At 70.5% G+C, this 20626-nt stretch carries 21 protein-coding genes; 10 read left to right on the top strand and 11 right to left on the bottom strand.

Translation table 11 applies throughout. From position 1 onward, the window contains the following. Window positions 1–58: 58 nt before the first annotated feature. The 4 genes from ACMV5O_RS05800 to pyrE are packed head-to-tail and all read right to left on the bottom strand — an operon-like array spanning window position 59 to window position 4247. The gene (locus ACMV5O_RS05800) at window positions 59–844 is read right to left on the bottom strand and encodes an NAD-dependent deacylase (RefSeq protein ID WP_416162604.1); all 786 of its coding nucleotides are present in this window, start codon (window positions 842–844) and stop codon (window positions 59–61) included. Beyond that, on the bottom strand, window positions 841–2922 hold the full coding sequence (locus ACMV5O_RS05795) for a molybdopterin-containing oxidoreductase family protein (protein WP_416162603.1): 2082 nt from the start codon (window positions 2920–2922) through the stop codon (window positions 841–843). Before ACMV5O_RS05795 ends, ACMV5O_RS05800 begins: the two co-directional genes overlap by 4 nt. A gap of 52 nt (window positions 2923–2974) precedes the next feature. After that, window positions 2975–3619 (bottom strand): hypothetical protein, encoded by a 645-nt coding sequence (locus tag ACMV5O_RS05790; RefSeq protein ID WP_416162602.1) that lies wholly within the window; start codon window positions 3617–3619, stop codon window positions 2975–2977. Then, window positions 3600–4247: an orotate phosphoribosyltransferase gene (pyrE, locus tag ACMV5O_RS05785; protein WP_416162776.1), complete on the bottom strand. Its 648-nt coding sequence runs from the start codon at window positions 4245–4247 to the stop codon at window positions 3600–3602. The genes ACMV5O_RS05790 and pyrE overlap by 20 nt, the downstream gene beginning before the upstream one ends. Before the next feature lie 38 nt (window positions 4248–4285). On the opposite strand from pyrE, the gene ACMV5O_RS05780 reads away from it, so the two are divergent. Continuing rightward, window positions 4286–5068: an exodeoxyribonuclease III gene (locus ACMV5O_RS05780; protein WP_416162601.1), complete on the top strand. Its 783-nt coding sequence runs from the start codon at window positions 4286–4288 to the stop codon at window positions 5066–5068. A 22-nt stretch (window positions 5069–5090) separates the two neighbouring features. Here the strand turns inward: ACMV5O_RS05780 and rquA are convergent, their stop codons facing one another. Beyond that, entirely contained in the window at window positions 5091–5783 is a 693-nt protein-coding gene (rquA, locus tag ACMV5O_RS05775; RefSeq protein WP_416162600.1) for a rhodoquinone biosynthesis methyltransferase RquA, read from the bottom strand. 249 nt (window positions 5784–6032) lie between these two features. On the opposite strand from rquA, the gene ACMV5O_RS05770 reads away from it, so the two are divergent. Genes ACMV5O_RS05770 through ACMV5O_RS05760 form a run of 3 tightly spaced genes read left to right on the top strand, consistent with a single transcriptional unit; the run spans window position 6033 to window position 7163 of the window. Further along, complete coding sequence (locus ACMV5O_RS05770; protein WP_324536685.1) at window positions 6033–6344, top strand: DUF883 family protein; 312 nt, start codon at window positions 6033–6035, stop codon at window positions 6342–6344. Between the two features lie 14 nt (window positions 6345–6358). Then, on the top strand, window positions 6359–6751 hold the full coding sequence (locus ACMV5O_RS05765) for a phage holin family protein (RefSeq protein WP_416162599.1): 393 nt from the start codon (window positions 6359–6361) through the stop codon (window positions 6749–6751). Window positions 6752–6764: 13 nt separating this feature from the next. Further along, the gene (locus tag ACMV5O_RS05760; RefSeq protein WP_416162598.1) at window positions 6765–7163 is read left to right on the top strand and encodes a YqjK family protein; all 399 of its coding nucleotides are present in this window, start codon (window positions 6765–6767) and stop codon (window positions 7161–7163) included. Here ACMV5O_RS05760 and ACMV5O_RS05755 read toward each other — a convergent pair. Both ACMV5O_RS05755 and upp read right to left on the bottom strand, forming a co-directional pair. After that, a complete protein-coding gene (locus ACMV5O_RS05755) occupies window positions 7096–8343 on the bottom strand; it encodes a uracil-xanthine permease family protein (RefSeq protein WP_416162597.1) in 1248 nt (415 codons plus the stop codon). The two genes, ACMV5O_RS05760 and ACMV5O_RS05755, sit on opposite strands and share 68 nt — an antisense overlap. 124 nt (window positions 8344–8467) lie before the next feature. Further along, window positions 8468–9100, bottom strand: a complete 633-nt coding sequence (gene upp, locus ACMV5O_RS05750) for a uracil phosphoribosyltransferase (protein WP_416162596.1) — start codon at window positions 9098–9100, stop codon at window positions 8468–8470. A 134-nt stretch (window positions 9101–9234) separates the two neighbouring features. Between upp and ACMV5O_RS05745 the strand changes: the two genes are divergently transcribed. Genes ACMV5O_RS05745 through ACMV5O_RS05735 form a run of 3 tightly spaced genes read left to right on the top strand, consistent with a single transcriptional unit; the run spans window position 9235 to window position 10593 of the window. After that, window positions 9235–9792 carry a hypoxanthine-guanine phosphoribosyltransferase gene (locus ACMV5O_RS05745; RefSeq protein ID WP_416162595.1) on the top strand — a complete coding sequence of 186 codons (558 nt, stop codon included), beginning with the start codon at window positions 9235–9237 and terminating at the stop codon, window positions 9790–9792. Between the two features lie 19 nt (window positions 9793–9811). Then, window positions 9812–10159, top strand: coding sequence for a DUF1840 domain-containing protein (locus tag ACMV5O_RS05740; RefSeq protein WP_416162594.1), 348 nt, complete (start codon window positions 9812–9814; stop codon window positions 10157–10159). 38 nt (window positions 10160–10197) lie between these two features. Further along, window positions 10198–10593 carry a putative zinc-binding protein gene (locus ACMV5O_RS05735; RefSeq protein ID WP_416162593.1) on the top strand — a complete coding sequence of 132 codons (396 nt, stop codon included), beginning with the start codon at window positions 10198–10200 and terminating at the stop codon, window positions 10591–10593. Here the strand turns inward: ACMV5O_RS05735 and ACMV5O_RS05730 are convergent. The 4 genes from ACMV5O_RS05730 to ACMV5O_RS05715 all read right to left on the bottom strand — a co-directional run bounded on the left by ACMV5O_RS05730 (window position 10582) and on the right by ACMV5O_RS05715 (window position 14439). Continuing rightward, window positions 10582–11169 carry an NADPH-dependent FMN reductase gene (locus ACMV5O_RS05730; protein ID WP_416162592.1) on the bottom strand — a complete coding sequence of 196 codons (588 nt, stop codon included), beginning with the start codon at window positions 11167–11169 and terminating at the stop codon, window positions 10582–10584. The two genes, ACMV5O_RS05735 and ACMV5O_RS05730, sit on opposite strands and share 12 nt — an antisense overlap. Window positions 11170–11297: 128 nt before the next feature. Beyond that, window positions 11298–11948, bottom strand: a complete 651-nt coding sequence (locus ACMV5O_RS05725) for a cytochrome b/b6 domain-containing protein (RefSeq protein ID WP_416162591.1) — start codon at window positions 11946–11948, stop codon at window positions 11298–11300. Window position 11949: 1 nt separating this feature from the next. Beyond that, on the bottom strand, window positions 11950–13545 hold the full coding sequence (locus ACMV5O_RS05720) for a tetrathionate reductase family octaheme c-type cytochrome (protein WP_416162590.1): 1596 nt from the start codon (window positions 13543–13545) through the stop codon (window positions 11950–11952). Between the two features lie 213 nt (window positions 13546–13758). Beyond that, on the bottom strand, window positions 13759–14439 hold the full coding sequence (locus tag ACMV5O_RS05715) for a Crp/Fnr family transcriptional regulator (protein ID WP_416162589.1): 681 nt from the start codon (window positions 14437–14439) through the stop codon (window positions 13759–13761). A 64-nt stretch (window positions 14440–14503) separates the two neighbouring features. Here ACMV5O_RS05715 and ACMV5O_RS05710 point away from each other — a divergent pair, with 64 nt between their 5' ends. The 3 genes from ACMV5O_RS05710 to ACMV5O_RS05700 all read left to right on the top strand — a co-directional run bounded on the left by ACMV5O_RS05710 (window position 14504) and on the right by ACMV5O_RS05700 (window position 20551). Continuing rightward, on the top strand, window positions 14504–16492 hold the full coding sequence (locus tag ACMV5O_RS05710) for a CHASE2 domain-containing protein (protein WP_416162588.1): 1989 nt from the start codon (window positions 14504–14506) through the stop codon (window positions 16490–16492). Between the two features lie 98 nt (window positions 16493–16590). Continuing rightward, window positions 16591–20025, top strand: a complete 3435-nt coding sequence (locus ACMV5O_RS05705) for a FecR domain-containing protein (RefSeq protein WP_416162587.1) — start codon at window positions 16591–16593, stop codon at window positions 20023–20025. Between the two features lie 67 nt (window positions 20026–20092). Then, complete coding sequence (locus tag ACMV5O_RS05700) at window positions 20093–20551, top strand: hypothetical protein (protein WP_416162586.1); 459 nt, start codon at window positions 20093–20095, stop codon at window positions 20549–20551. Window positions 20552–20626: the final 75 nt, after the last annotated feature.

Below are 20626 nucleotides of genomic sequence, written 5' to 3'. Positions count from 1 at the left end.
GGCCGGACGGGCACAAGCCCGCCGGTCCGCTTCAAGTCCGGCGCCCGGCGCGGCAGGTTCAGCCTTCGGCCGGCTCGCAGGGATGCATGCGCCGCCACAGCTCCGGCAGCGCTTCGGCGGCCCGCATGCGCAGGCGGTGGGTGACGATGGCGCTGACCTCGGTATCGCCTGGGTTGATCTCGACGCTGGGCACGCCGCTGCGCCAGGCCCACAGCACCGGGCCGGCGACGTAGGGGAAGGCGCTGGTGGTGCCGATCGACACCACCAGATCGAGCCCGCCCGCCAGAATCGCCTCCAGGCGCTCGATGTCGCGCTCGGACAAGGCCTCGCCGAACAGCACGACCTTTGGCCGCATCAGGCCACCGCACAGCGGGCAGGCAGGCGGGATCTGCATGCCGCTGAAATCGGGCAGGCTGCGCGAATGCGGGCACTCGGTGCAGCACAGCCGATGCAGGTTGCCGTGGATCTCGATCAGCTTGTTCGAACCCGCGACTCGGTGAAAGCCGTCCACGTTCTGCGTCAGCACCCACACGCCCGGGCGTTCGCGCTCGAAGGCCGCGATGATGTCGTGGGCGATGTTCGGGCGCGCACCGCGGCAGGTGGCCTCGATCTCGGCCAGGTACTTCCAGGTGATCTCGGGATGCGCGGCCATCATCTGGCCGGACAAGGCCTGCTCGATCGTCAGGCCCTCGCCGGTGAGGCGCTCGTGGTAAAGCCCGCCGATGCCGCGATAGGTGGGCAAGCCGGAATCGGCCGATATCCCCGCACCGGTGATGAACAGGATGCGCCGGGCCTCGGCAAGCAAGGTGGCGACCGCATCGAGGACGTGCGCTTGCGCGATCATGCCTTTGCCACTTCCACCAGACAGTCGTAGAAGATCGGGCCTCCCCCCATGTCGGTGGCGGTCGACGCGGTCACCGCGTTGGCGTTGTTGCCGTCGCCGGAGAACTTCTGCCACCAGATCGACGGGCTGACGACCACACCGGGGCGGGCGTCGGTGGTGACGACGGCGCGGGCGTGAAACTCGCCGCGGTCATTGTGGATGCGCACCCGGTCGCCACTCGCCAGGCCGCGCCCGGCGGCATCGTCGGGGTGGATCTGCAGCACTGGCCCACCCAACTCGTCGCGAAAGCGCGCCAGGTTGGCAAAGCTGCTGTTGAGGAAGTTGCGCGCCGGCGGCGTGATCAGCGCGAGCGGGAAGCGCGCCGCGAGCGCCGGATTGCTCACCGGCGACTCGGCCGGCGGATGCCAGGCCGGCAGCGGGTCGAGACCGCGCCGGGCAAGCAGCGCCGAGCGGAACTCGCACCGCCCCGAGGGCGTGCGAAAGCCGCCGTTGGCAAAGGGGACGAAGGGCTGGGCGAGGTTGAGCCGCGCCCAGCCGTGGGTCTCGAGCCGTTCCGCCGTCAGCCCCATCGCGCGCGAGTCACTCGAACGGAAGGCGGCGGCGGCGATGTCCTCGTCGGACTCGAACAGCGCCGGCTCGGTGAAGCCCATGCGTGCGGCGAGCAGGCGGAAGACCTCGGTATTCGGCCTGGCCTCGCCCAGCGGCGCGATGGCCGGCGCGTTCGCGACCACATTCAGGTGGCCGTAGCTGGCGTGGATGTCGCGATGCTCGAGCTGGCTGGTCGCAGGCAGCACGATGTCGGCGTAGTCGGCGGTGTCGGTCTGGAACAACTCGTGCACCACGCAGAACAGGTCCTCGCGCGCGAAGCCTGCCTTCACCCGGTTGCTGTCGGGCGCCACCGCCACCGGATTGGCGTTGTACACATAGAGCGCGCGGATCGGCGGATCGCGCGCCTCGAGCAGGGCCTCGCCGATGAAGGACATGTTCACCGTCCGCGGCGACCGGCCTTCGTGCCGCGGATACAGGTCAGGACGGCCGAGCGCCTCGCCGTCGATCGGGTAGTTGCCCGAGGTCGACAGCAGCGCGCCGCCTGCGGCGTGACGCCAGGCCCCGGTGAGCGCCGGCAGGCAGGCGATGTTGCGCACCGCCATGCCGCCGCCCGCGCAGCGGTTGAGGCCGTAATTGAGCCGGATCAGGGTGGGCGACTGGGTGCCGTACTCGCGCGCCAGCGCGCGGATCACGTCGGCCGCCAGTCCGGTCAGCGGCGCCGCCCATTCGGGCGTGAAATCGCGCACCCGCTCGGCGAGCGCGTCGAAGCCCTCGGTGTGGTGGGCGATGTAATCGTGGTCGAGCAGGTCCTCGGCAATCAGCACCTGCATCATCGCCAGCGCCAGCGCGCCGTCGGTGCCGGGCCAGGGCGCAAGATGAACGTCGCAGCGGGCGGCGGTCTCGGAGCGCCGCGGATCGATGCACACCAGCTTGGCGCCGCGCCGCTTCGCCTCCTGCAGGTAGCGCCAGCCGTGCAGGTTGGACACCACCGGGTTGCCGCCCCAGATCAGGATCAGGCGGGCATCGACGACCGCCTCGGGGTCGGTGCCGATCGACGCCCCCACCGTGGCCCGCCAGCCCAGCGCGCCGGCCGAAGCACAGATCGTGCGATCGAGGTGGGATGCGCCGAGGCGGTGGAAGAAGCGCCGGTCCAGGCTCTCGCCCTGCACCAGCCCCATCGTGCCGGCATAGCTGTAGGGCAGGATGGCCCGTGGATCGTCTGCGGCGATGGTGCGAAAGCGGTCGGCGATGGTATCGAGCGCCTCGTCCCAGGAAATGCGCTCGAAGCGCCCCTCGCCCTTGCGCCCGACGCGCTTCATCGGGTGCAGGATGCGCTGCTCGGAATAGACGCGCTCGAGGTAGTGCGCGACCTTGGTGCACAGGGCGCCGTTGGTGAAGGGCATGTCCGCGGCGCCGCGGATCTTCACCGCGCGCCCGTCGGCGACAGTGATCTCCATCGCACAGGTATCGGGGCAGTCATGCGGGCAGGCTGCGCGCACCCGTTTTTCGGCAGGAACAGGGTTGGTCATTCGATGCTCGCAGCTGGACGCGGCTCGCAGCCGCAAGGCCCGGTCGCGCCCTTCAGTCGGGCGTCACCGAGATCAGTTCGACGTAGCGCTGGCGATGCTCCTCGAAGCGGTCGAGCACGGCGCTGCGTTCGCGCAGCTTGGCGGCGATGATGCGGCTCTGGGTCACGATCTCGCTGTCGAGCGTGCGGATGTCCTCTTCCAGGCTGGCGGCGACAGCGCTGTCCTCGGTTCGCGTGGCCTCGTTGATGAGCGCCTGCTGGCGCTCGACCAGCTCCGACTCGCGCTCGCGCAGCTCGCGGATGCTGCGGTCGAGGTCGCGCAGCTCGCGGTCGCGGCGGCTGTCGAGGTCCTTCAGGCTGCGGTAGGTCTCGAGCAGGGCCTGGTCGAGGCGCAGCTGGCGCAGGCGGTCGGCTTCCTCGGCGCGGCGCTGGCGCTCGGTCTCGGCACGGCGGGCGATTTCCTCGGCCGTCAGCGGCGCCGACACGGTGCGTCGCACCACGCCGGAGGGGCTCATCTCGCGGTAGGCACGGCCATAGCAGGCGGCCGGCAGGATGTCGCCACACACCGGCTGACCGCCGACGTCGCAGCAATAGATCGTGCGCCCGCCCGTCTGCGCCGCGGCCGCAACGGGCCACGCGACGAGGGCGAGCAGGCAGGCGATGGCTGCCAGGCCGAATTCAGCGCGACGCAATCCCATACTGCTCCCGATAAGCCTTCACCGCACCCAGGTTGGCGGCCAGCTCGGGGCTGTCGGCGAGGTAGCCGATCAGATCCTCGAGGGTGGCGACTGCGATCACCGGCATGCCGAAGCTCTCCTTCACTTCCTGCACCGCGGACAAGGCGCCCTTGCCGCGCTCCATGCGATCGAGCGCGATCACCACGCCGGCCGGTGTGGCGCCGGCAGCGCGGATCAGCTCGACCGACTCGCGCACCGAGGTGCCGGCCGAGATCACGTCGTCGAGGATCAGCACCCGCCCCTTCAGCGGCGCCCCGATCAGCGTGCCGCCTTCGCCATGGTCCTTGGCTTCCTTGCGGTTGAATGCGAAGGGCAGGTCGACGCCGTCCTCGGCGAGCCGGATCGCGGTCCCCGCCACCAGCGGGATGCCCTTGTAGGCCGGGCCGAACAACATGTCGCAGGCCACGCCCGAGGCGCGGATCGTGCGCGCGTAGTAGCCGCACAGCTCGCGGAACGAGCCACCATCGTCGAACAGGCCGGCATTGAAGAAGTACGGCGAATTGCGCCCCGCCTTGGTGACGAAGGCGCCGAAGCGCAGCACGCCCTTGCGGCAGGCGAGGGCGATGAAATCCCGGCTAAAATCCACGATCTTTTGGCTGCAATGCAGCGTCATCCACAGAGCCGCTCATGTTACGCATCATCTCCCTCAACCTCAACGGCATCCGCTCGGCGGCCAGCAAGGGGCTTTACGACTGGCTTGCGCCGCAGCAGGCGGACTTCGTCTGCGTGCAGGAGCTCAAGGCCCAGGCCGCCGACCTGAGCGCCGAGATGCGCGCGCCCGGCGGCCTCAAGGGCTGGTTCCATCACGCCGACAAGAAGGGCTACAGCGGGGTCGGCATCTACAGCCGTCACGAACCCGATCGCGTGATCGAAGGCCTGGGCATCGCCGACATCGATGCCGAGGGCCGCTTCCTGCAACTGGACTTCGGCAAGCTGTCGGTGGTGTCGCTGTACCTGCCCTCGGGCTCGAGTTCCGACCAACGCCTGCAGATCAAGTTCGGCTTCATGGCGCGCTTCCTGCCCCACATGGCGGCGCTGTTCGCCAGCGGCCAGGAGGTCGTGGTGTGCGGCGACTGGAACATCGCCCACCGCGAGATCGACCTGCGCAACTGGAAATCGAACCAGAAGAATTCCGGCTTCCTGCCCGAGGAGCGGGAATGGCTCAGCCGCCTGTTCGACGAGCAAGGCTGGGTGGACGTCTATCGCCGCCTGCACCCCGAGGCCACCGACGACTGCTACACATGGTGGTCGAACCGCGGCCAGGCCTGGGCCAGGAACGTGGGCTGGCGCCTGGACTACCAGATCGCCACCCCCGAGCTGGCGAGCACGGCCTTGCGCAGCGCGGTCTACAAGGCGCAGCGCTTTTCCGACCATGCCCCGCTGACGGTCGACTACGACTGGTCGCTGTAGCGCGCAGTGCCGCGCGCCGCGCTCAACGCCGTGTGGCAACGACCAGCTGGTACAGCCCGCCGAAGCGCGTCTCCTTGCGCCATTCGAAGTCGTCCGCCGCCTCGGCGAGCGATTCGATCGGGGTGTCCAGCAAGGAAGCGGCGAAGGGTTCGAGCCAGCGGAACACCAGCCCCATCACCGGGCGCAAGGGGTGCCAGGCGCGGGCGCGGTGGTAGTCGACGAACACCGCGCGCCCGCCCGACCGCACCGCCCGCAGCAGGTTGGCGACGATGCGCCGACGCTCCTCGGGTGGCACCTCGTGCAGGAGGAAGAAGCAGCACACGGCATCGAAGTGCTCGTCGAGCGGCAGCGCAAGGTTGGCCACACGCGCCTCCACTTGCGCCAGACCGGCCAGCTTGCGCCGCACGTTGTCGATCTGGATCGGCGCCACATCGCGGATTGCGAGATGACCTGTGTCCCCCACCTGGCGCGCCAGCAGCCGCGAGAAGTCGCCGTACACGCAGGCCGCCTGCAGCACCCGCTCGCCGGGCGCGAACTGCGCCACCGCCCAGCGCATCAGGCGAGCGGCATTGCCCCACAGGATCGCCGACACGACCGGCGCGCGGTCGAGCCAGGGCAGGGTGCGCGGATCGAGGTAGGCCCAGGCATAGGTGCGGCTGAGGTAATCGGGAAGTGCGGCTCCGGGCTGAACCGAAATATCGGACGAAGGAGGCATGTGTGTCGAAATCTTAGAGCGGTTGATCCGTCTGACGGCACGGCGCCGCCGCGGCGAAAACCCAGGCCGCGGGCAAACCAGCCTGCATCAGCACTCCACTATACGCACTTTATTGCACTGCAGCATGACAAGCTCGCAGACACACGACGGCTGCGCAAAATTGCCATTGCCTCCCAATCGGACTAGCCTAGGCATCGACGCCGTTCACGGCCCGACATTGTCATAGCCACTCACTCACAGGAGGCCATCATGAGCACGACGACCGAGAGGACCAAGGACAAGCTGATCGACGACCTGAAGAGCCTCATCAGCGACGCCGAAGAGCTGCTCGAACTCACCGCGACCGACGCCAAGGGCAAGGCTGCCGACGTCCATGGGCGCCTTGGCGCACGTCTGAATCTGGCCAAGGAGCGGCTCAAGGACGCCGAGGACGCGATCGTCGATAGCGGCCGCAAGGCGGTCCGCGTCACGGACGACTACGTCCACGACAAGCCCTGGCAGGCCGTGGGCATCGCCGCCGGCGTGGCCTTCCTGCTCGGCCTGTTGTCCGGTCGGCGCTGAGACCCGCCGCGACGATGAGCGACGCGCGCAAGCCGCGCCTGGCCGAGACCCTGCGCGGCATGATCGATGCCGGGCTGCAGACCGTGCAGACCCGGCTCGAGTTGCTTGCCGTCGAGATCCAGGAAGAGAAGCTGCGCCTCACCGCGCTCGCGCTCAACGTGGTGTTGTGCGGCCTGCTGCTCGGCTTCGGCCTGGTGTTCCTGCTCGTCTTCCTGACCGTGCTGTTCTGGGAGGAACACCGCCTGCTGGCGCTCGGCCTGGCCACCCTGGCCTGCCTGGGCGGCGGCGTGTTCGCCGCCACCAATGCCGCGCGCGAGCTGCGCCGGGGCAGCCGCCTGTTCGCCGCCAGCCTGGCCGAACTGGCACGCGACCGCCACGCCGTACAGCGCCGCGAGCGCGAGGACTGAGGCCGCCCTCGGCATGGACGAGCGCTTGATCGACATCGCACTGAAGAAGCAGCGCCTGCAGCTGCGCGCAGCCGCCCAGCGCGACAATCTCGCCTGGCGCCTCGATGGCATCGAGGGCGTGCTCGATCGCGTCGATGGCGTCCGCGACCACTTCGCGTGGGCGAAGGAGCAGGCGCCCTTGCTGTCGGTCGGCGCCCTAGTGCTGCTCTTCGCCCGCCCCCGCTTCACCGCCCGCGTGGCCAAGGGCGCCTGGCTCGGCTGGCTGCTCTACAAGCGCCTGCGCGGCACGCCCGCGGCACTGCTGCCGGCGCTCGCCCCCGCGCTGCGGGTGGCGCTGCGCGCCCTCAGGCGCGCCCTTGGCGATTCGGCAGAACCAGATTCAGCGCCACGGCGACGACCCCGCAGAGGCTGACGCCCTGCAGCGTGAGGCCGTCGAAGTTCAGCGCCAGCCCGCCGATCCCCATTACCAGCACCGCCGACACGATCACGAGATTGCGCGGCTCGTCGAGATCGGTGCGCGCCTTGATCAAGGTATTGAGGCCCACGCTCGCCACCGAGCCGAACATCAGCATCATGATGCCGCCCATCACCGGCACCGGGATCGAGGCCAGCAGCGCATTGAACTTGCCGAAGAAGGCCAGGATGATCGCCAGCACCGCCGCCCAGGTCATGATCGCCGGGTTGAAGTTCTTCGTCAGCGTCACCGCGCCGGTGACTTCCGAGTAGGTGGTGATCGGCGGCCCGCCGATCAGGCCAGAGAACAGCACCCCCACGCCATCACCGGCCAAGGTGCGATGCAGGCCGGGCTTCTCGGTGTAGTCCTTGCCGGTCACACCGCCGATGGCCAGCACATCGCCCACATGCTCGATCGCCGGCGCCAGCGCCACCGGCAGCATGAACAGGATCGCCGCGAGCTCGAAGCTGGGGGCGACGAACTGCGGCATGGCGAACCAGGGCGCCGCCGCCACCGCGGCAAAATCGACCAGGCCAAACAGCACGGCCGCGACATAGCCCGCCCCCACCCCGGCCAGGATGGGCACCAGCTTCAGGAAGCCGCGGGCGAAGATCGCCACCACCACGGTGACGCCGAAGGAGATCGCCGCCACCGTCATCGCCGTCGCGTAGGGCACGAGTTCGACCTTGCCGTCGCCCGAGCGCCCCATCGCCATATTGACGCCCACCGCCGCCAGCGACAGGCCGATGATCATGATGATCGGCCCCACCACCACCGGTGGCATGTAGCGGTGCACGATCTCGGCACCGTGCTTCCACACCACGCCGGCGAACAGGAAATACATCAGCGACACGCAGGCGAGCGCCCCCATGGTCGCCGACAGGCCCCAGGTCTGCATGCTGAAGATGATCGGCGCGATGAAGGCGAAGCTCGAGCCGAGGAAGATCGGCACCTGGCGGCCGGTGATGAGCTGGAACAGCAGGGTGCCGACACCGGCGCCCAGCAGCGCGAGGGCGGGATTCAGCCCGGTGAGCAGCGGCACCAGCACCAGCGCGCCAAAGGCGACGAACAGGATCTGGGCGCCGGAGACGGCCTGCCGCCACAACGGGTCGGCCGACTGGATGGGGATTTCACGCATGGCGTTTCTCCGCCGGGCCGTCGCGGCGAGGCGGCCGCACAGCCGGCTTGGTTGTCGTTATCGATGAAGCACCGATGAAGGGTGTCACGGTCCGCGCCCAGGCGCCGCCATCGCCGTGGGCGAATCAGTTGTGCCGGGTGCCGAAGATCTTGTCGCCCGCATCCCCCAGGCCGGGGATGATGTAGCCGTGCTCGTTGAGGTGGCTGTCGATGCTGGCGGTGTAGATGTCGACATCCGGGTGCCTTGCGTTCATCAGGGCGATGCCCTCGGGCGCGGCCACCAGCACCAGGGCACGCACATGGGTGCAGCCCTTGCGCTTGAGCATGTCGACGGTGGCCACCATGGAGCCGCCGGTCGCCAGCATCGGGTCGATGATCAAGGCCATGCGCTCGTCGAGCTGGCCGACGAACTTCTCGAAGTAGGGCGCCGGCTGCAGCGTCTCCTCGTTGCGTGCGATGCCGACCACGCTCACCTTGGCGCTCGGCATCATGTCGAGCACGCCATCGAGCATCCCGAGGCCGGCACGCAGGATGGGCACCACGGTGACCTTTTTGCCCTTGATGCGCTCGACCTCGACCGGCCCCGCCCAGCCCTCGATCTCGACCGTCTCGAGCGGGAAGTCCTGACACGCCTCGTAGGCGAGCAGACGGGCGATCTCGGCGGTCAGTTCACGGAACTTCTTGGTGCTGATGTCGCCCTCGCGCATCAGGCCGATCTTGTGGCGCACGAGCGGGTGGCGGATTTCGTGGATGGGCATGGCGGCATTCCGGCAGCAGCGAAGACCCGCACCTTTTACCGCGGCGCAGCAGCGCGCACAAGCACCCATGCCGCTTCGGCGCTAAAATGCAGGGCCTATCCCCGACCAGGCCCCCGGCCTTCAGGACTGCGCCCATGCCCATCGACCTCGACGAACTCAAGCGCGCGCGCGAAGAAGCCGACTGCCTGGCCGACGACGCCACCGTCGAAAGGGCGCTCGAGCGCATGGCCGGCGAGATCACCGCCAGGCTGGCCGATCGCAACCCGCTGGTCTACGCAGTCATGAACGGCGGCCTCATCTTCGCCGGCCGCATCCTGCCGCGCCTGCCCTTCCCGCTCGAAGTGGCCTACCTGCACGCCACCCGCTACGGCCATGCCCTGCAGGGCACCCTGCTCGACTGGCGGGTGCGCCCGACGCAGGACCTGCGCGGCCGTACCGTGCTGGTGCTGGACGACATCCTCGACGAAGGCCACACCCTGCAGGCCATCATCGAGCACCTGCGCCAGGAGGGCGCGGCCGATGTCCTGTCGGCCGTCCTGGTGCACAAGGTGCACGAGCGCAAGGCCTATCCCGGCATGCGCGCCGACTTCTCCGGCCTAGACATCGCCGACCGCTTCCTGTTCGGCTGCGGCATGGACTACAAGGGCTACTGGCGCAACGCGCCCGGCATCTACGCAGTCAAAGGCCTCTAACCAGAAAAGGATGGATTCCATGCTGGTCACCTTCAAGTCCAACGCCAGTGCCGACGTCATCATGTTCGGCGACACCGCGAGCAAGCTCATCGCCATCCTCGGCAAGGATCCGGCCGACGGCAAGGGGATCGTCACCGTCGAGCAGCTTCCCGAGGCCATCGCCCGCCTCAAGGCCGCGATCGAGGAGGATCGCCAGCGCCAGGCAGAGCTCGAGCGCCGGCGCACCGAAGACGACGACGAGGCCGACAAGGAAGCCGGCCGCAGCGGCATGAATGCGCCCGTCGGGCTCGCACAGCGCGCCTGGCCCCTGCTCAACATGCTCGAGGCGTCGCTGCGCGAGGAAACGCCCGTCGTGTGGGGCGTGTAGCCGCCTCCTGGCACCCAACACATCGAAGGAGTCACACGATGGCCGGTCGCAACAAGCACCTTCCGCTCGTCTATTCCTGCTCCGGCTGCTCCAGCGCCGCGCAGATGGCCAATCACGTCGCGCTGCGCCTGGACCGCGAAGGCGACGCGGAAATGTCCTGCATTGCCGGCGTCGGCGGCAACGTGCCCCACCTGGTGCGGATCGCCCGGTCCGGTCGTCCCATCCTGGCGATCGACGGCTGCGCGCTGCAATGCACCCGCAGCAGCCTGGCGCAGCGCGGCGTGCAGCCGGATCGTCACCTCCTGCTCAACGAGGAAGGGGTCAAGAAGCGCTACGCCAGCGATTTCGACGCCGCCGAGGCCGAGCGCGTGCTGCAGCAGGCGCGCGACCTGCTCCGCACCCTGCGGCGCGCGGAGCAGGCTTCAGGCACGTAGGCGGCGCGCGGTATCGACGAGCGCCGCGGCCAGCTTGTCGAGCATCGTCTGCTGCGCCGGATCGCTGAGCCGGCCGTCCTCGCCCACCGCCTCGCCGGCCTTGGCCACCGCAAGCTGCTGCGGGATCACCTGCATGCCGAGGTAGCCGAGGATGTCGCGCACGTGGAACAGCGCGCGCATTCCGCCCAGCGCGCCCGGCGAGCTGCCCACCACTGCCGCCGCCCGCCCCGCGTACACCGCGCCGCCCGAGCGCGCCGGATCGGCCGGATTGGGGCGCGAGCACCAGTCGAGGGTGTTCTTCATCAGCGGCGTGATCGAGCCGTTGTATTCCGGATTCACCAACAACAGGCCGTCGCTCGCATGGAGCCTGTGCTGCAGGCGCACGATGCAATCGGGCAGGCCGTGCGCCGCCTCCAGGTCACCGTCGTAGAGCGGCGCCGGGTAGTCGGCGAGTTCGATCAGTTCGACCTCGGCCCCGGCTGCCGCCAGGGCCTGCGCGCAGGCGCGGGCGACAGGACGGGACAGGGCCTTGGCACGGCGGCTGCCGGCCATCACGACGATGCGGGGGGTCTTCATGGGCACACGCTCCTCTGCGCTTGGGGAGCCCATTAGACCTCAGCCCGCAGCAAAGTTGAGCGACCGGGTGATGGCGCCGCCTGCTCGACGCCGGCCGCGGGGTGGGAAAAACCCCGCCTGCCACCGCCTCAGCGCCGGCCAGGGGCAGCCGGCGTGGCGGTCGCGCCGCCCTCCCCGCGCCCGTCCTCCACGTCCTCCCAGCCGGTGACCATCGCCTTGATGTGGGCGAGCGGCGTGTGGCCGGCGGTGGCCAGATACACATGGATGATCAGGAAGGCCAGCATCAGGAAGGCGCCCAGGGTGTGCAGCTGCGCCACCTGCTGCAGGCCGAGGCCGTCGGGCATCAGCGGCTGGACCCGCCCCCAGAACAGGTACACCAGGCCCGAGATCCACACCAGCGGGTTGATCAGCAGCTTCACACCGAGGTAGGCGATCCGCTGCAGCGGGTTGTGCTTGCGCTCGACCGTGACCTTGTAGGGGTGGGGCGCGCCGGTAAAGATGCCGTAGGCGTAGTAGCTCGCCATGCGGTCGAGGTTGTGCAGCGTGGGCAGGTAGTGCTTCCACTGCCCGGTGGTGAAGTGCCAGAAGATCGCCAGGATCCACAGCCCGATCAGCAGCCAGGCCGCTACTTCGTGCACCTCGACCGCGGTACGGAAATCGAGCAGGCCATGGCTGCCGTGGATGGCGAAGCCGGTGAACAGCAGGGTGATGATCAGCGCCGCCTGCACCCAGTGCCAGAAGCGCTCGAAGCGCGTGAACAGGTAGATCCGCTCGCTCATGTCAGTGCTCCTTGCGCCTGTTGCGGGTCAGGAAGCGCAGCCCGCCGTGGCCGACCACGCCGAGCAGCATCAGGCCGGCAAGGCCGAAGCCGAGGGTGTCGAGCAGCGCGTTGCGGTCGCGGCCGGGCATCCACACCCCCGGCACTCCCGCGAGCCGCCCGCCATCGGTATGGCAACTGCCGCAGTCGAGCGCCTGGTCCTTGGGCGCGACCATGTGGGTGATCGGCCACAGCATCGAGGTGTCGACGAAGTCGAACCTGCCGCTGTAGGGCTGACCGGTGGCCTCCGCCCCGGCCTGCAGGGCCTTGGGCCAGTCGAAGTTGTACCAGAAGGCGGTTTCGTCCGGCGTCGCGGTGTGGGGCACGAGCAGGGTCAGGTGCTCGGTGTCGTAGGGCTGCCTGCCGTGAAAGGTCTTCACCGGCCAGATGCGCGCATCGGGCGCGCCCGGGGTGCCGTGGAAGGTGTTGATCGCGACCCGGGTCGCGGGGTCGATGCGGGTGTCGAGCTGGGTGTAGCTCACCTGGCCGTTGAACCACAGGTAGTCGGGCTGCACGTTCTCGCCGAGCACGAAGTCGCCCTTCTTGCTGTCGTAGATCACGCGGCCCTTGTCGTCCTTGAGCTGGAAGGGTTTGCCCTCGGGCGTCAGCTTGCCGGCGGTCGACCAGTCCCAGCCCATCTTGGTTGGTACGCCGCCGCGCGCGAAGGCGGGAATGTGGCAGGTCTGGCAGGCCAGCGTGCGGGTGTGGTCGTTGAGGCGCTCGGAATGCTGGAAGTCGCCCTTGTGCGGCCGGTCGCCGTGGCAGGCCTGGCAGGTGGCCGGGTTGCGGTCGGTCTTCTGGCCCCGCATGATCGCCCCGTGCGGGTCGGCGCCGGTCATGCTGATGCGGCTGCCGGCTACGGCATGCTTGTCGGCCTTGTGACAGCTCGCACAGCTGAAGTTGAGCCCGTCCGCCGCCATGTGCACGTCGAGCGCCTTGTCGGGCTTGTTGAGCGAGGAGTCGAGGTCGCCGTGCTTGACGCCGTCCCCGCCGCCGCCGAAATAGTGGCAGGCGCCGCAGGTGCGGCGCGACGTGGCGCCGATGTTCTGCGCCACGCTGGCGAGGTCGGTGGCCTCGACGAAGATGCCGGACTTGGGCGGGAACTCGATGCGCTCGTAGGGCGGATGACCGGCGAAGCCGGCCAGTTTGCGATAGGCGCCGGTGTTGTGACAGGCCAGGCAGTCGACCTTGTTCTCGGCCGTGAAGTCGAAGGTCTGGTCCTTCCAGCCGTAGCCGATGTGGCAGGACTGGCAGAAGGCTTCGTTGGAGCGGTCGCCGATGCAGAAACCGTTGAGCATGGTCTTCTTGCCCAGCTTCTGGCCGGTGTCGGGATTGACGTATTCCCAGGTCCAGTGGCGCGTGGCCATGACCTGCTTGGCGGCCTCGGTGTGACAGGACAGGCAGGCGGCGGTGACCTCCTCGCCCGACTTGAATGGCCCCTGCAGTTCCTTGAACTTGCTGTGGTCCGCAGTGCCGGTTGTGGCCCAGGCCAGCGCACTCGCCAGCATCAGGCACACCCCCGCCAGCCATCTCGCAGCACGGGTATGTGGAACGTTCATGTCAGCCCTCCACGATCCGGTTCAACGAAATTCCAGTTTAGAACGCCTCGCTACTTCAGCTTTTGATAATTATCTAATGGCGAGCGAATTGGCAGCGCACCGGTGCCCCGATCACGCCGCCACAAAAGGCAGGGGCCGCGCTGCGCACACCCAGGCGCAGCGCGGTCGCGCTGACCCGCGCGGGCACGTTGTCTAAGATGAAGGCGGACGAGGCTACCAGCGTGCAGGGAGCTTGCGGTGCAGCACGATGTGGTGGTGATCCACCGACAAGTAGCCGCCGATCACCAGATCGCGCAGGATCCGGTTCACCATCTCGCGCGAGGAACCGACGAGGTTGGCAATGTCCTGTTGCGTGAGTTGCCGCTCGATGACCCATTGGCCATCGCGCTCCACGGCGAGGGATTCGAACAGGCGGGTGACCCGGCCGAACACGTCGACCAGGGCGAGCGCGCGCACGCTGTCGGTCAGGTCGCGCACCCGCCGAACGAGGTTGCGCAGCAGCGTCAGCATCAGGGCCGGGCTCTGCTCGACGACGGCGAGAAAGGCGGCGCGCGAGATCTGCAGCAGCTCGCAACGCTCCAGGGCCATCACCGAGGCCGAGCGCGGCGCCGCATCGAGCAGGGCGAGCTCGCCGAAGTATTCGCCCGGGCCGAGCAGGGACAGGGTGAGCTCGCGGCCGCTGTCGTCCACCACGAAGGCCTTCAGCGCGCCGCGCTGGACGATGAACAGGCCCAGGCCCTCGTCGCCCTCGCTGACGATGATGGCGCCGCGCGCGAACACCCGCGGGCGGGCGCTGCCGGCAATGGCCGCGAGCTGTTCCGGCTCGAGGCCGGCGAACAAGTCCACCTGGTCCAGACCGCCCATGTCGGCACCCTCGCGTGGGGCTTGAGCCATGACCGCCGCGGCGCCCTCAACCGCGCAGCATCGCCGGGGCTGGCTCGGACTGGCGGCGGCGGCCATGAGCCTCGTCACCGCACTGTGGCTGTCGCCGCTGGCCGACGTCGAGAACGGGCCGGGGCTCGACCTGCTCTACGCCTTGCGCGGGATCCGGCCGGCCTCGCCCGATGTCGTGATTGTAGCCCTCGACACCGCCTCGGCCCAGGCGCTCGGCCTTGCCGACCGCCCCGAGCGCTGGCCGCGCAGCCTGCACGCCCGCCTGGTCAACGGACTGGTGGCGCACGGCGCCGCGGTGATCGGCTTCGACATGCTGTTCGCCGAGGCGCACGACGCGGCCGATGACCGCGCCTTGCACGACGCCCTGCGTGAAGCCGGCAACGTGGTGCTGGCCGAAACCATCCATCGCGAGACCATCCGCGATGCCGACGGCCGGACCCTTGCCACCGCCGACCGGCGCATCCTTCCGCTGCCGCTGTTCGCCGACGCCGCGATGGCGACCGCCCCCTTCGTGCTGCCCAAGACGCCGCACGGCATCCTCGAGTTCTGGACCGTCGTGCCCACCGCGGCGGACCGGCCGACGCTGCCGACGGTGATGGCGGCACGCATGCTCGAACACCGCCAGGCCGAGACCGGCACCGCCCTCACACCGCCCTCCGGCGCCCTGCCCGCGCTCCTGCTGGCGCCGCCGCGTCGCCTCCTCAACCTGCACGGCCCGCTCGGCACCATCCCCACCATCCCCTATGCGCAGGCCCTCGAACTGCTCGCCGACCCCGCCGCCGGCGCCGCCGCCTTCGCCGGCAAGGCGGTGCTGGTGGGCTACTCCGAGCCGAACCAGTCGCGCCAGATCGACGCCCATCCGACGCCCTACAGCGGCGCCGACGGGGTCGACGTGAGCGGTGTCGAGCTGTGTGCGACGGCGGTCGCCAACCTGCTGCAGCAGGCCTCGCTGCAGCGTCCGCCGGCGGCGGCGACGCTGGCGCTGGTGAGCCTGCACGCCGGCCTGCTGGCCCTGCCGTGGGCCTTGCTGCGGGCGCGCACGGCGCTGGCGATCACGCTGGCCCTGGCCCTGGCCTGGGTGTGGATCGCCCACCGGGCCTTCGCCGCCTTCCTGTGGCTGCCGCTGGTAGTGCCGGCGCTGGTCGCGCCGCTGGTGGCCATCGTGCTGGGGATGGTGGCGCAGCGTCGCCGCGACCGGCGCCACCAGGCCCTGCTCGAGCAGGCGGCCGAACTGGGCCTGCCGCGCCGCGCGATGGAGCGGCTGGCGGCCGTGCTGGGCGACGTGCGCAGCGGCAGGACGGTGTTCGCGGTGTGCCTCTGTACCGACATCGTGGGCTACACCCCCTTGTCCGAGGCCCTCAGCCCGGAGGCCGCGCGCGACGCCCTGAACCGTTACTTCGCCCGCTTCGTGCCCATCGTCGAGCGCCACGGCGGCCATGTGGCCGACATGGTCGGCGACGCCGCGCTGGCGCTGTGGATCGCCGATGACGAGCCACAGTCCGCGGTGGACCAGGCCTGCCGCGCCGCCCTCGCGCTCGACCAGGCGATGAACGCCGCCGGCGCTGCAGCCGCCGAGGGCGCACTCCCCACCCGCCTCGGCCTGCACTGCGGCCCGGTGTTCTTCGGCGAGGTCGGTGCCGACGGCCGGCGCGAGATCCGCGCCGTCGGCGACATCGTCAACACCACCAGCCGCATCCAGGGCGCCAACAAATACCTGCACACCCGCGTGCTCGCCTCGGCCGCGGTCGGCGCCCGGCTCGATGCCGCCCTCACCCGCCGGCTCGGGCGTTTCCTGCTCGTCGGCAAGGCGCACACGATCGAGCTCATGCAGGTGTCGCACGAAGCCGTGCCGCAGGCCGCCGCCGAGCGTTTCGCGCTCGGGCTGGCCGCCTTCGAGCAGGCCGACTTCGCCGCCGCCGGCGCGCACTTCGCCGCCGCCCGCGAGGCCGGCGACACGGGCCCGGCCGCCTTCTATGCCGAGCACTGCCGCCAGCTTGCCGGCCAGGCGCCGGGCGCATGCTGGCGCGGCGCGGCCATCCTGCCGGGCAAGTAGACCGCGCTGCCAGCGCACACCGCCGACATGGCGATCCTCATTCCGCGTGACTAAGATGAGTTCAGCCCTTCAACCCGCGGACGGAGCGCCAGCCGACGATGAGCAGCACGTCTTCATGCCGTTGCGGTTTTTCCCGGAGCCGGCTCATCGGTGCGCTGAGCAGCGCGGCCGTGTGCGCGCTGCTGTCCCTGTGCCCGCCGGCGCTCGCCTGCGAGCCCCCCGCCGGCCGCCTGCTGTCGGCGCAGGGGGTGGTCGAGCGGCGCGCGGCCGGCAACGACGGCTGGACGCGCATCGCGCCGCCGCAGCCGCTGTGCGAGGGGGACCAGATCACCGTGCGCGCACCGGGGCGGGCCGCGATCGCGCTCGGCGATGACGTCCTCGTGCGCCTGGACGAGAACACCACCCTGCAGCTCGCGCGCGTCGCCCCCGAAGCCGACGTCGCGCTCGGACTCGGCCGCGGCATTGCGCATGTCCTCACCCGCCTGCGTCAGCGCTTCGAGGTGGTCACGCCCTTCGTCAACGCGCTCGTCGAGGGCACGGAATTCACCGTCGGCAGCACCGCTGCAGGCGCCCAGGTGGTGGTGGCCGAAGGCGCGCTGCGGGTGCACAACGCGCTCGGTGTACGGCACCTGTCCAGTGGCGAAGCTGCCCAGGCAGAGGCCGGGACGGCCCCGCGGGCGATCGACGTGCGCCCGCTCGATGCGGTGCGCTGGGCGATCCACTACCCGCAGGTCGTGTGGCTCGACGCCGCCGCGCGCGCCGCCCTCGAGCCGGCCGCGGGCGAGGCGGTCGCCGCCGCGCAGCAGGCGATGGCAGCCGGGCGCGCGAGCGAGGCGCTCGCCCTGCTCGAAGCCCTGCCCGCGGCCGCGCCGGTCGCCGCCGTCGAGGCGCTGCGCATCAGCCTGCTGCTGGCATTGGGGCGGGTCGACCGCGCCCAGGCGTTGCTCGATGCGCGCGCGCCCACCGGCGACGTGACCACGGGCGCACTCGCGGCAGTGATCCACGTCGCCCGCAACGACCCCGGCAGCGCCCTCGTCGCGGCCCGCCAGGCGGTGGCGCAGCCCGGCGCGAGCGCCGCCGCCCACCTTGCGCTGAGTCACGCCCTGCAGGCAGGCCGCGCGCTGCCACAGGCGCTGGCGGCCGCGCGCGAGGCGGTGCGCATCGCCCCCGAGCATCCCTTCGCCTGGGCCCGCCAGGCCGAACTCGAACTGTCGCTGGCACAGGTCGCCGCCGGCCGCGCATCGGCGCAGCAGGCCCTGGCGCGCGCGCCTACGCTGCCGCGGGCGCGCGCCCTGCTCGGCTTTGCCACCCTGCTGGAGGGCGACACCCGTGTCGCACTGGCGCACTTCGGCGCCGCCGTCGCCGACGACTCGACCGACCCGCTGCCCCGCCTCGGCAGCGGTCTCGCCCATGTGCGCAACGGCGAGCTGGCGCGCGGCCGGCGCGACATCGAGCTCGCCGTGATGCTGGACCCCGGCAATGCCGAGCTACGCAGCTACCTCGGCCGCATTTATGTCGAGGAGGATCGCTCTGCGCTCGGTGGCGCGCAGTTCGCGCTCGCACGCCGGCTCGACCCGGCCTCGCCGACGCCCTGGTACTTCGACGCCTTCCGCAAGCTGCGCGACAACGATCCGCTCGGGGCCATCGCCGACGCCGGCGAGGCGATCGCACGCAACGACAATCGCGCCGTGCTGCGCTCGTCGCAGCTGCTCGACAGCGACCGCGCCGCACGCAGCGCCACGCTGGCCGCGGCCTACGGCGAGGTCGGTTTCGAACAGCCGATGCTGGCGGCGGCGATGCGCACACTGGACGACGATGCGCTCGCAGCCGCCGGCCATCGCCTGCTCGCCCATGCCTATGCCGACACGCCGCGCTTCGAAAGCGCCCGGCTCAGCGCGCTGCTGCAGGCGCAGGTGCGCCAGCCGATCGGCCAGGCCCCGATTCCGCCCCAGTTCCTCAGCCGCGATCTGCCGATCGTGGCCGGGCCGCGCGCACTCGCACCCGACGAGGCGGCGGCGCTGTTCGAGCGCCGGCCCTCGCACCTGGCCGCCACCCTGCTCGGCGGCAGCCAGCACACGGTGGGCGACAGCCTCGTCGGCGCCCACTCGGGCGCGCGGGCGCAGGTCTCCTTCGGGCACTTCGATTACCGCCACGACGGCCTCGGCGACCGTGACGACACCGAGCTGTCGGGCAGCCGGCTCGGCGCCCAGTTTGCCGCCAGCGCCGAGACCATGCTCTACGCCGAGCTCGGCCATGACGAGCGCCGCGGCGGCGACGTCGTCCCGCGCCTTCTCGAAGGCGCCGCGCTGGCCTGGGACCAGCGCGTGAGCCATGAGGTGCGCACCGACCGTGGCCGCCTGACGGTTCGCCACACGCCCGACGTGAATCGCGAGTACCTGCTCAGCGCCGGCTGGCAACACGCGCGCGAAGCCACGCTGGACCGGCTCACACGCTCGCTGTTCGGCTTCGACGTCGAAGCCGAGCTCGACGTCCGCACCCGGCTGCAGGCGCGCGAGCTGGGTCTCCTGCACGGTGCCCGGGGTCCGCAGCACAGCCTGGCGATGGGGCTGGGGAGCTACCGCGAGAGCCGACGGCAGACGCTCGAGGACCGCTTCAACGTCGTCGGCTTTCCGTCGCCAGCACCCGCCCCCGAGCGCACGCGCGAAGCGCTGGAACATCACAATGCCTTCGCCTACCTCGACCTGCGCCCCGCGCCCTGGGCCACCGTGCACCTCGGCGGCGCCTATGCCGCCCTGTCGGGCAGCCCGGCGGTCGCGCACCAGGGCTTCAGCGCCAAGTTCGGCGCCAGCTTCCAGCCCGCGCCCGGCACCACGCTGCGGCTGGCCACGCTGCAGGGGCTGAAGGGCCCGAAGTACCAGGACCAGACGCTCGAGCCCACCCAGTTCGCTGGCTTCAACCAGCTCTTCGACGACCTCGACGGCACGCGCTGGCGGCGCACGGCTGCCGGCCTCGATCATCGCTTTGCCAACGGCGTCATGGCCGGGCTGGAGTGGTCGACACGCACGCTGTCGGTGCCCGGGCTCGGCTGCAGTGACACGGACTGCCGTGCAAGCTGGCGGGAGCGCCTGCACCGCGCCTATGTCGCGCTGCCGCTCGGCCAGCGTGCCGCGCTGTCGGCGGCGTGGCGCTACGAGCGTGTGCATCTGGCTGGCGACGCCGCGGCGCTCGTGAGCCTGCCGCACGACACCCGCAGCGACGCGCTGCCGCTGGAACTGTGGCTCAGGCTCGATCAGCGCTGGAGCACGGCTTTCGAGGCGCTGCGGGTGCGCCAGCAAAGCGCCGTCACCGACAGGCTGCAGGGCGGCTCGGTGCAGCGCAGCGAGCGCTTCTGGCTGGCCAATGCCCGCCTCTCCTACACCGGCCCGGGGCGCCGCAGCGCGCTGTCGGTGTCGGTGCACAACCTGTTCGATCGCCGCTTCGCGCTGCAGGACACCGACCTCAACGGCAATCCGCGGGTGCCGCTGTACTTCCCGCGTCGTACCGCCTTGCTGCAGCTGCAGCTGCGCTTCTAGCCGCCGTCGGCGACGCCGCCTCCTGCGGCGGGCCGGGCGGCGGCATCACGCCCGAAGGAGACACCTCATGCCCACGCCACAGACCTCACACCCCTTCCTCGATACGGTCGGCCGCAGCGCCTGCGCCGCATTCGCGCTCGCCGCGCTGGCCGGCTGCGTGCCCCGTGCCGCCTGGCAACCGCCGGTCGCCGGCGGCGCGCCGGTCGCCGGCGACGTCCTGTCCAGTGGCGGGGCGATCGGCGGCGTGCTGGTGGGCGCCAGCGGCGAGCTCATCGTGGTCGATGCCGGCGGCCGGCCGGCGCCGCCCTGCCGCCTGGCCGAGGCCGAGCGCACCCACGCCGGCACGGCGACGCAGCTGCCCGAATGCGCCAAGCTGGTCGGCACCACCGTCACCCGCCTGCAGTCGGTCGGCGTCCTCGGCCACACCGGCTCGCACTGCGTGCTGATCGGCCCCTTCCAGACGGTGTCCGCCGGCGGGGTGGTCACCACCACCTACTACCAGCTGCCGCCGGGTTGCCGCCACTGAGGGGCGCCTGCGCCGGGCCGGCTCGCCAGCGCGGGGCGCCGGCCGCTCGCGCGTAGTCGCCGCCTGTCCGAGCTT

This window comes from Thauera sp. WH-1 (assembly GCF_047806685.1).
Taxonomy (GTDB): domain Bacteria; phylum Pseudomonadota; class Gammaproteobacteria; order Burkholderiales; family Rhodocyclaceae; genus Thauera.
The sequence above is the reverse complement of the archived record's forward strand: the minus strand, read 5'-3'. Positions and strand labels throughout refer to the sequence as shown.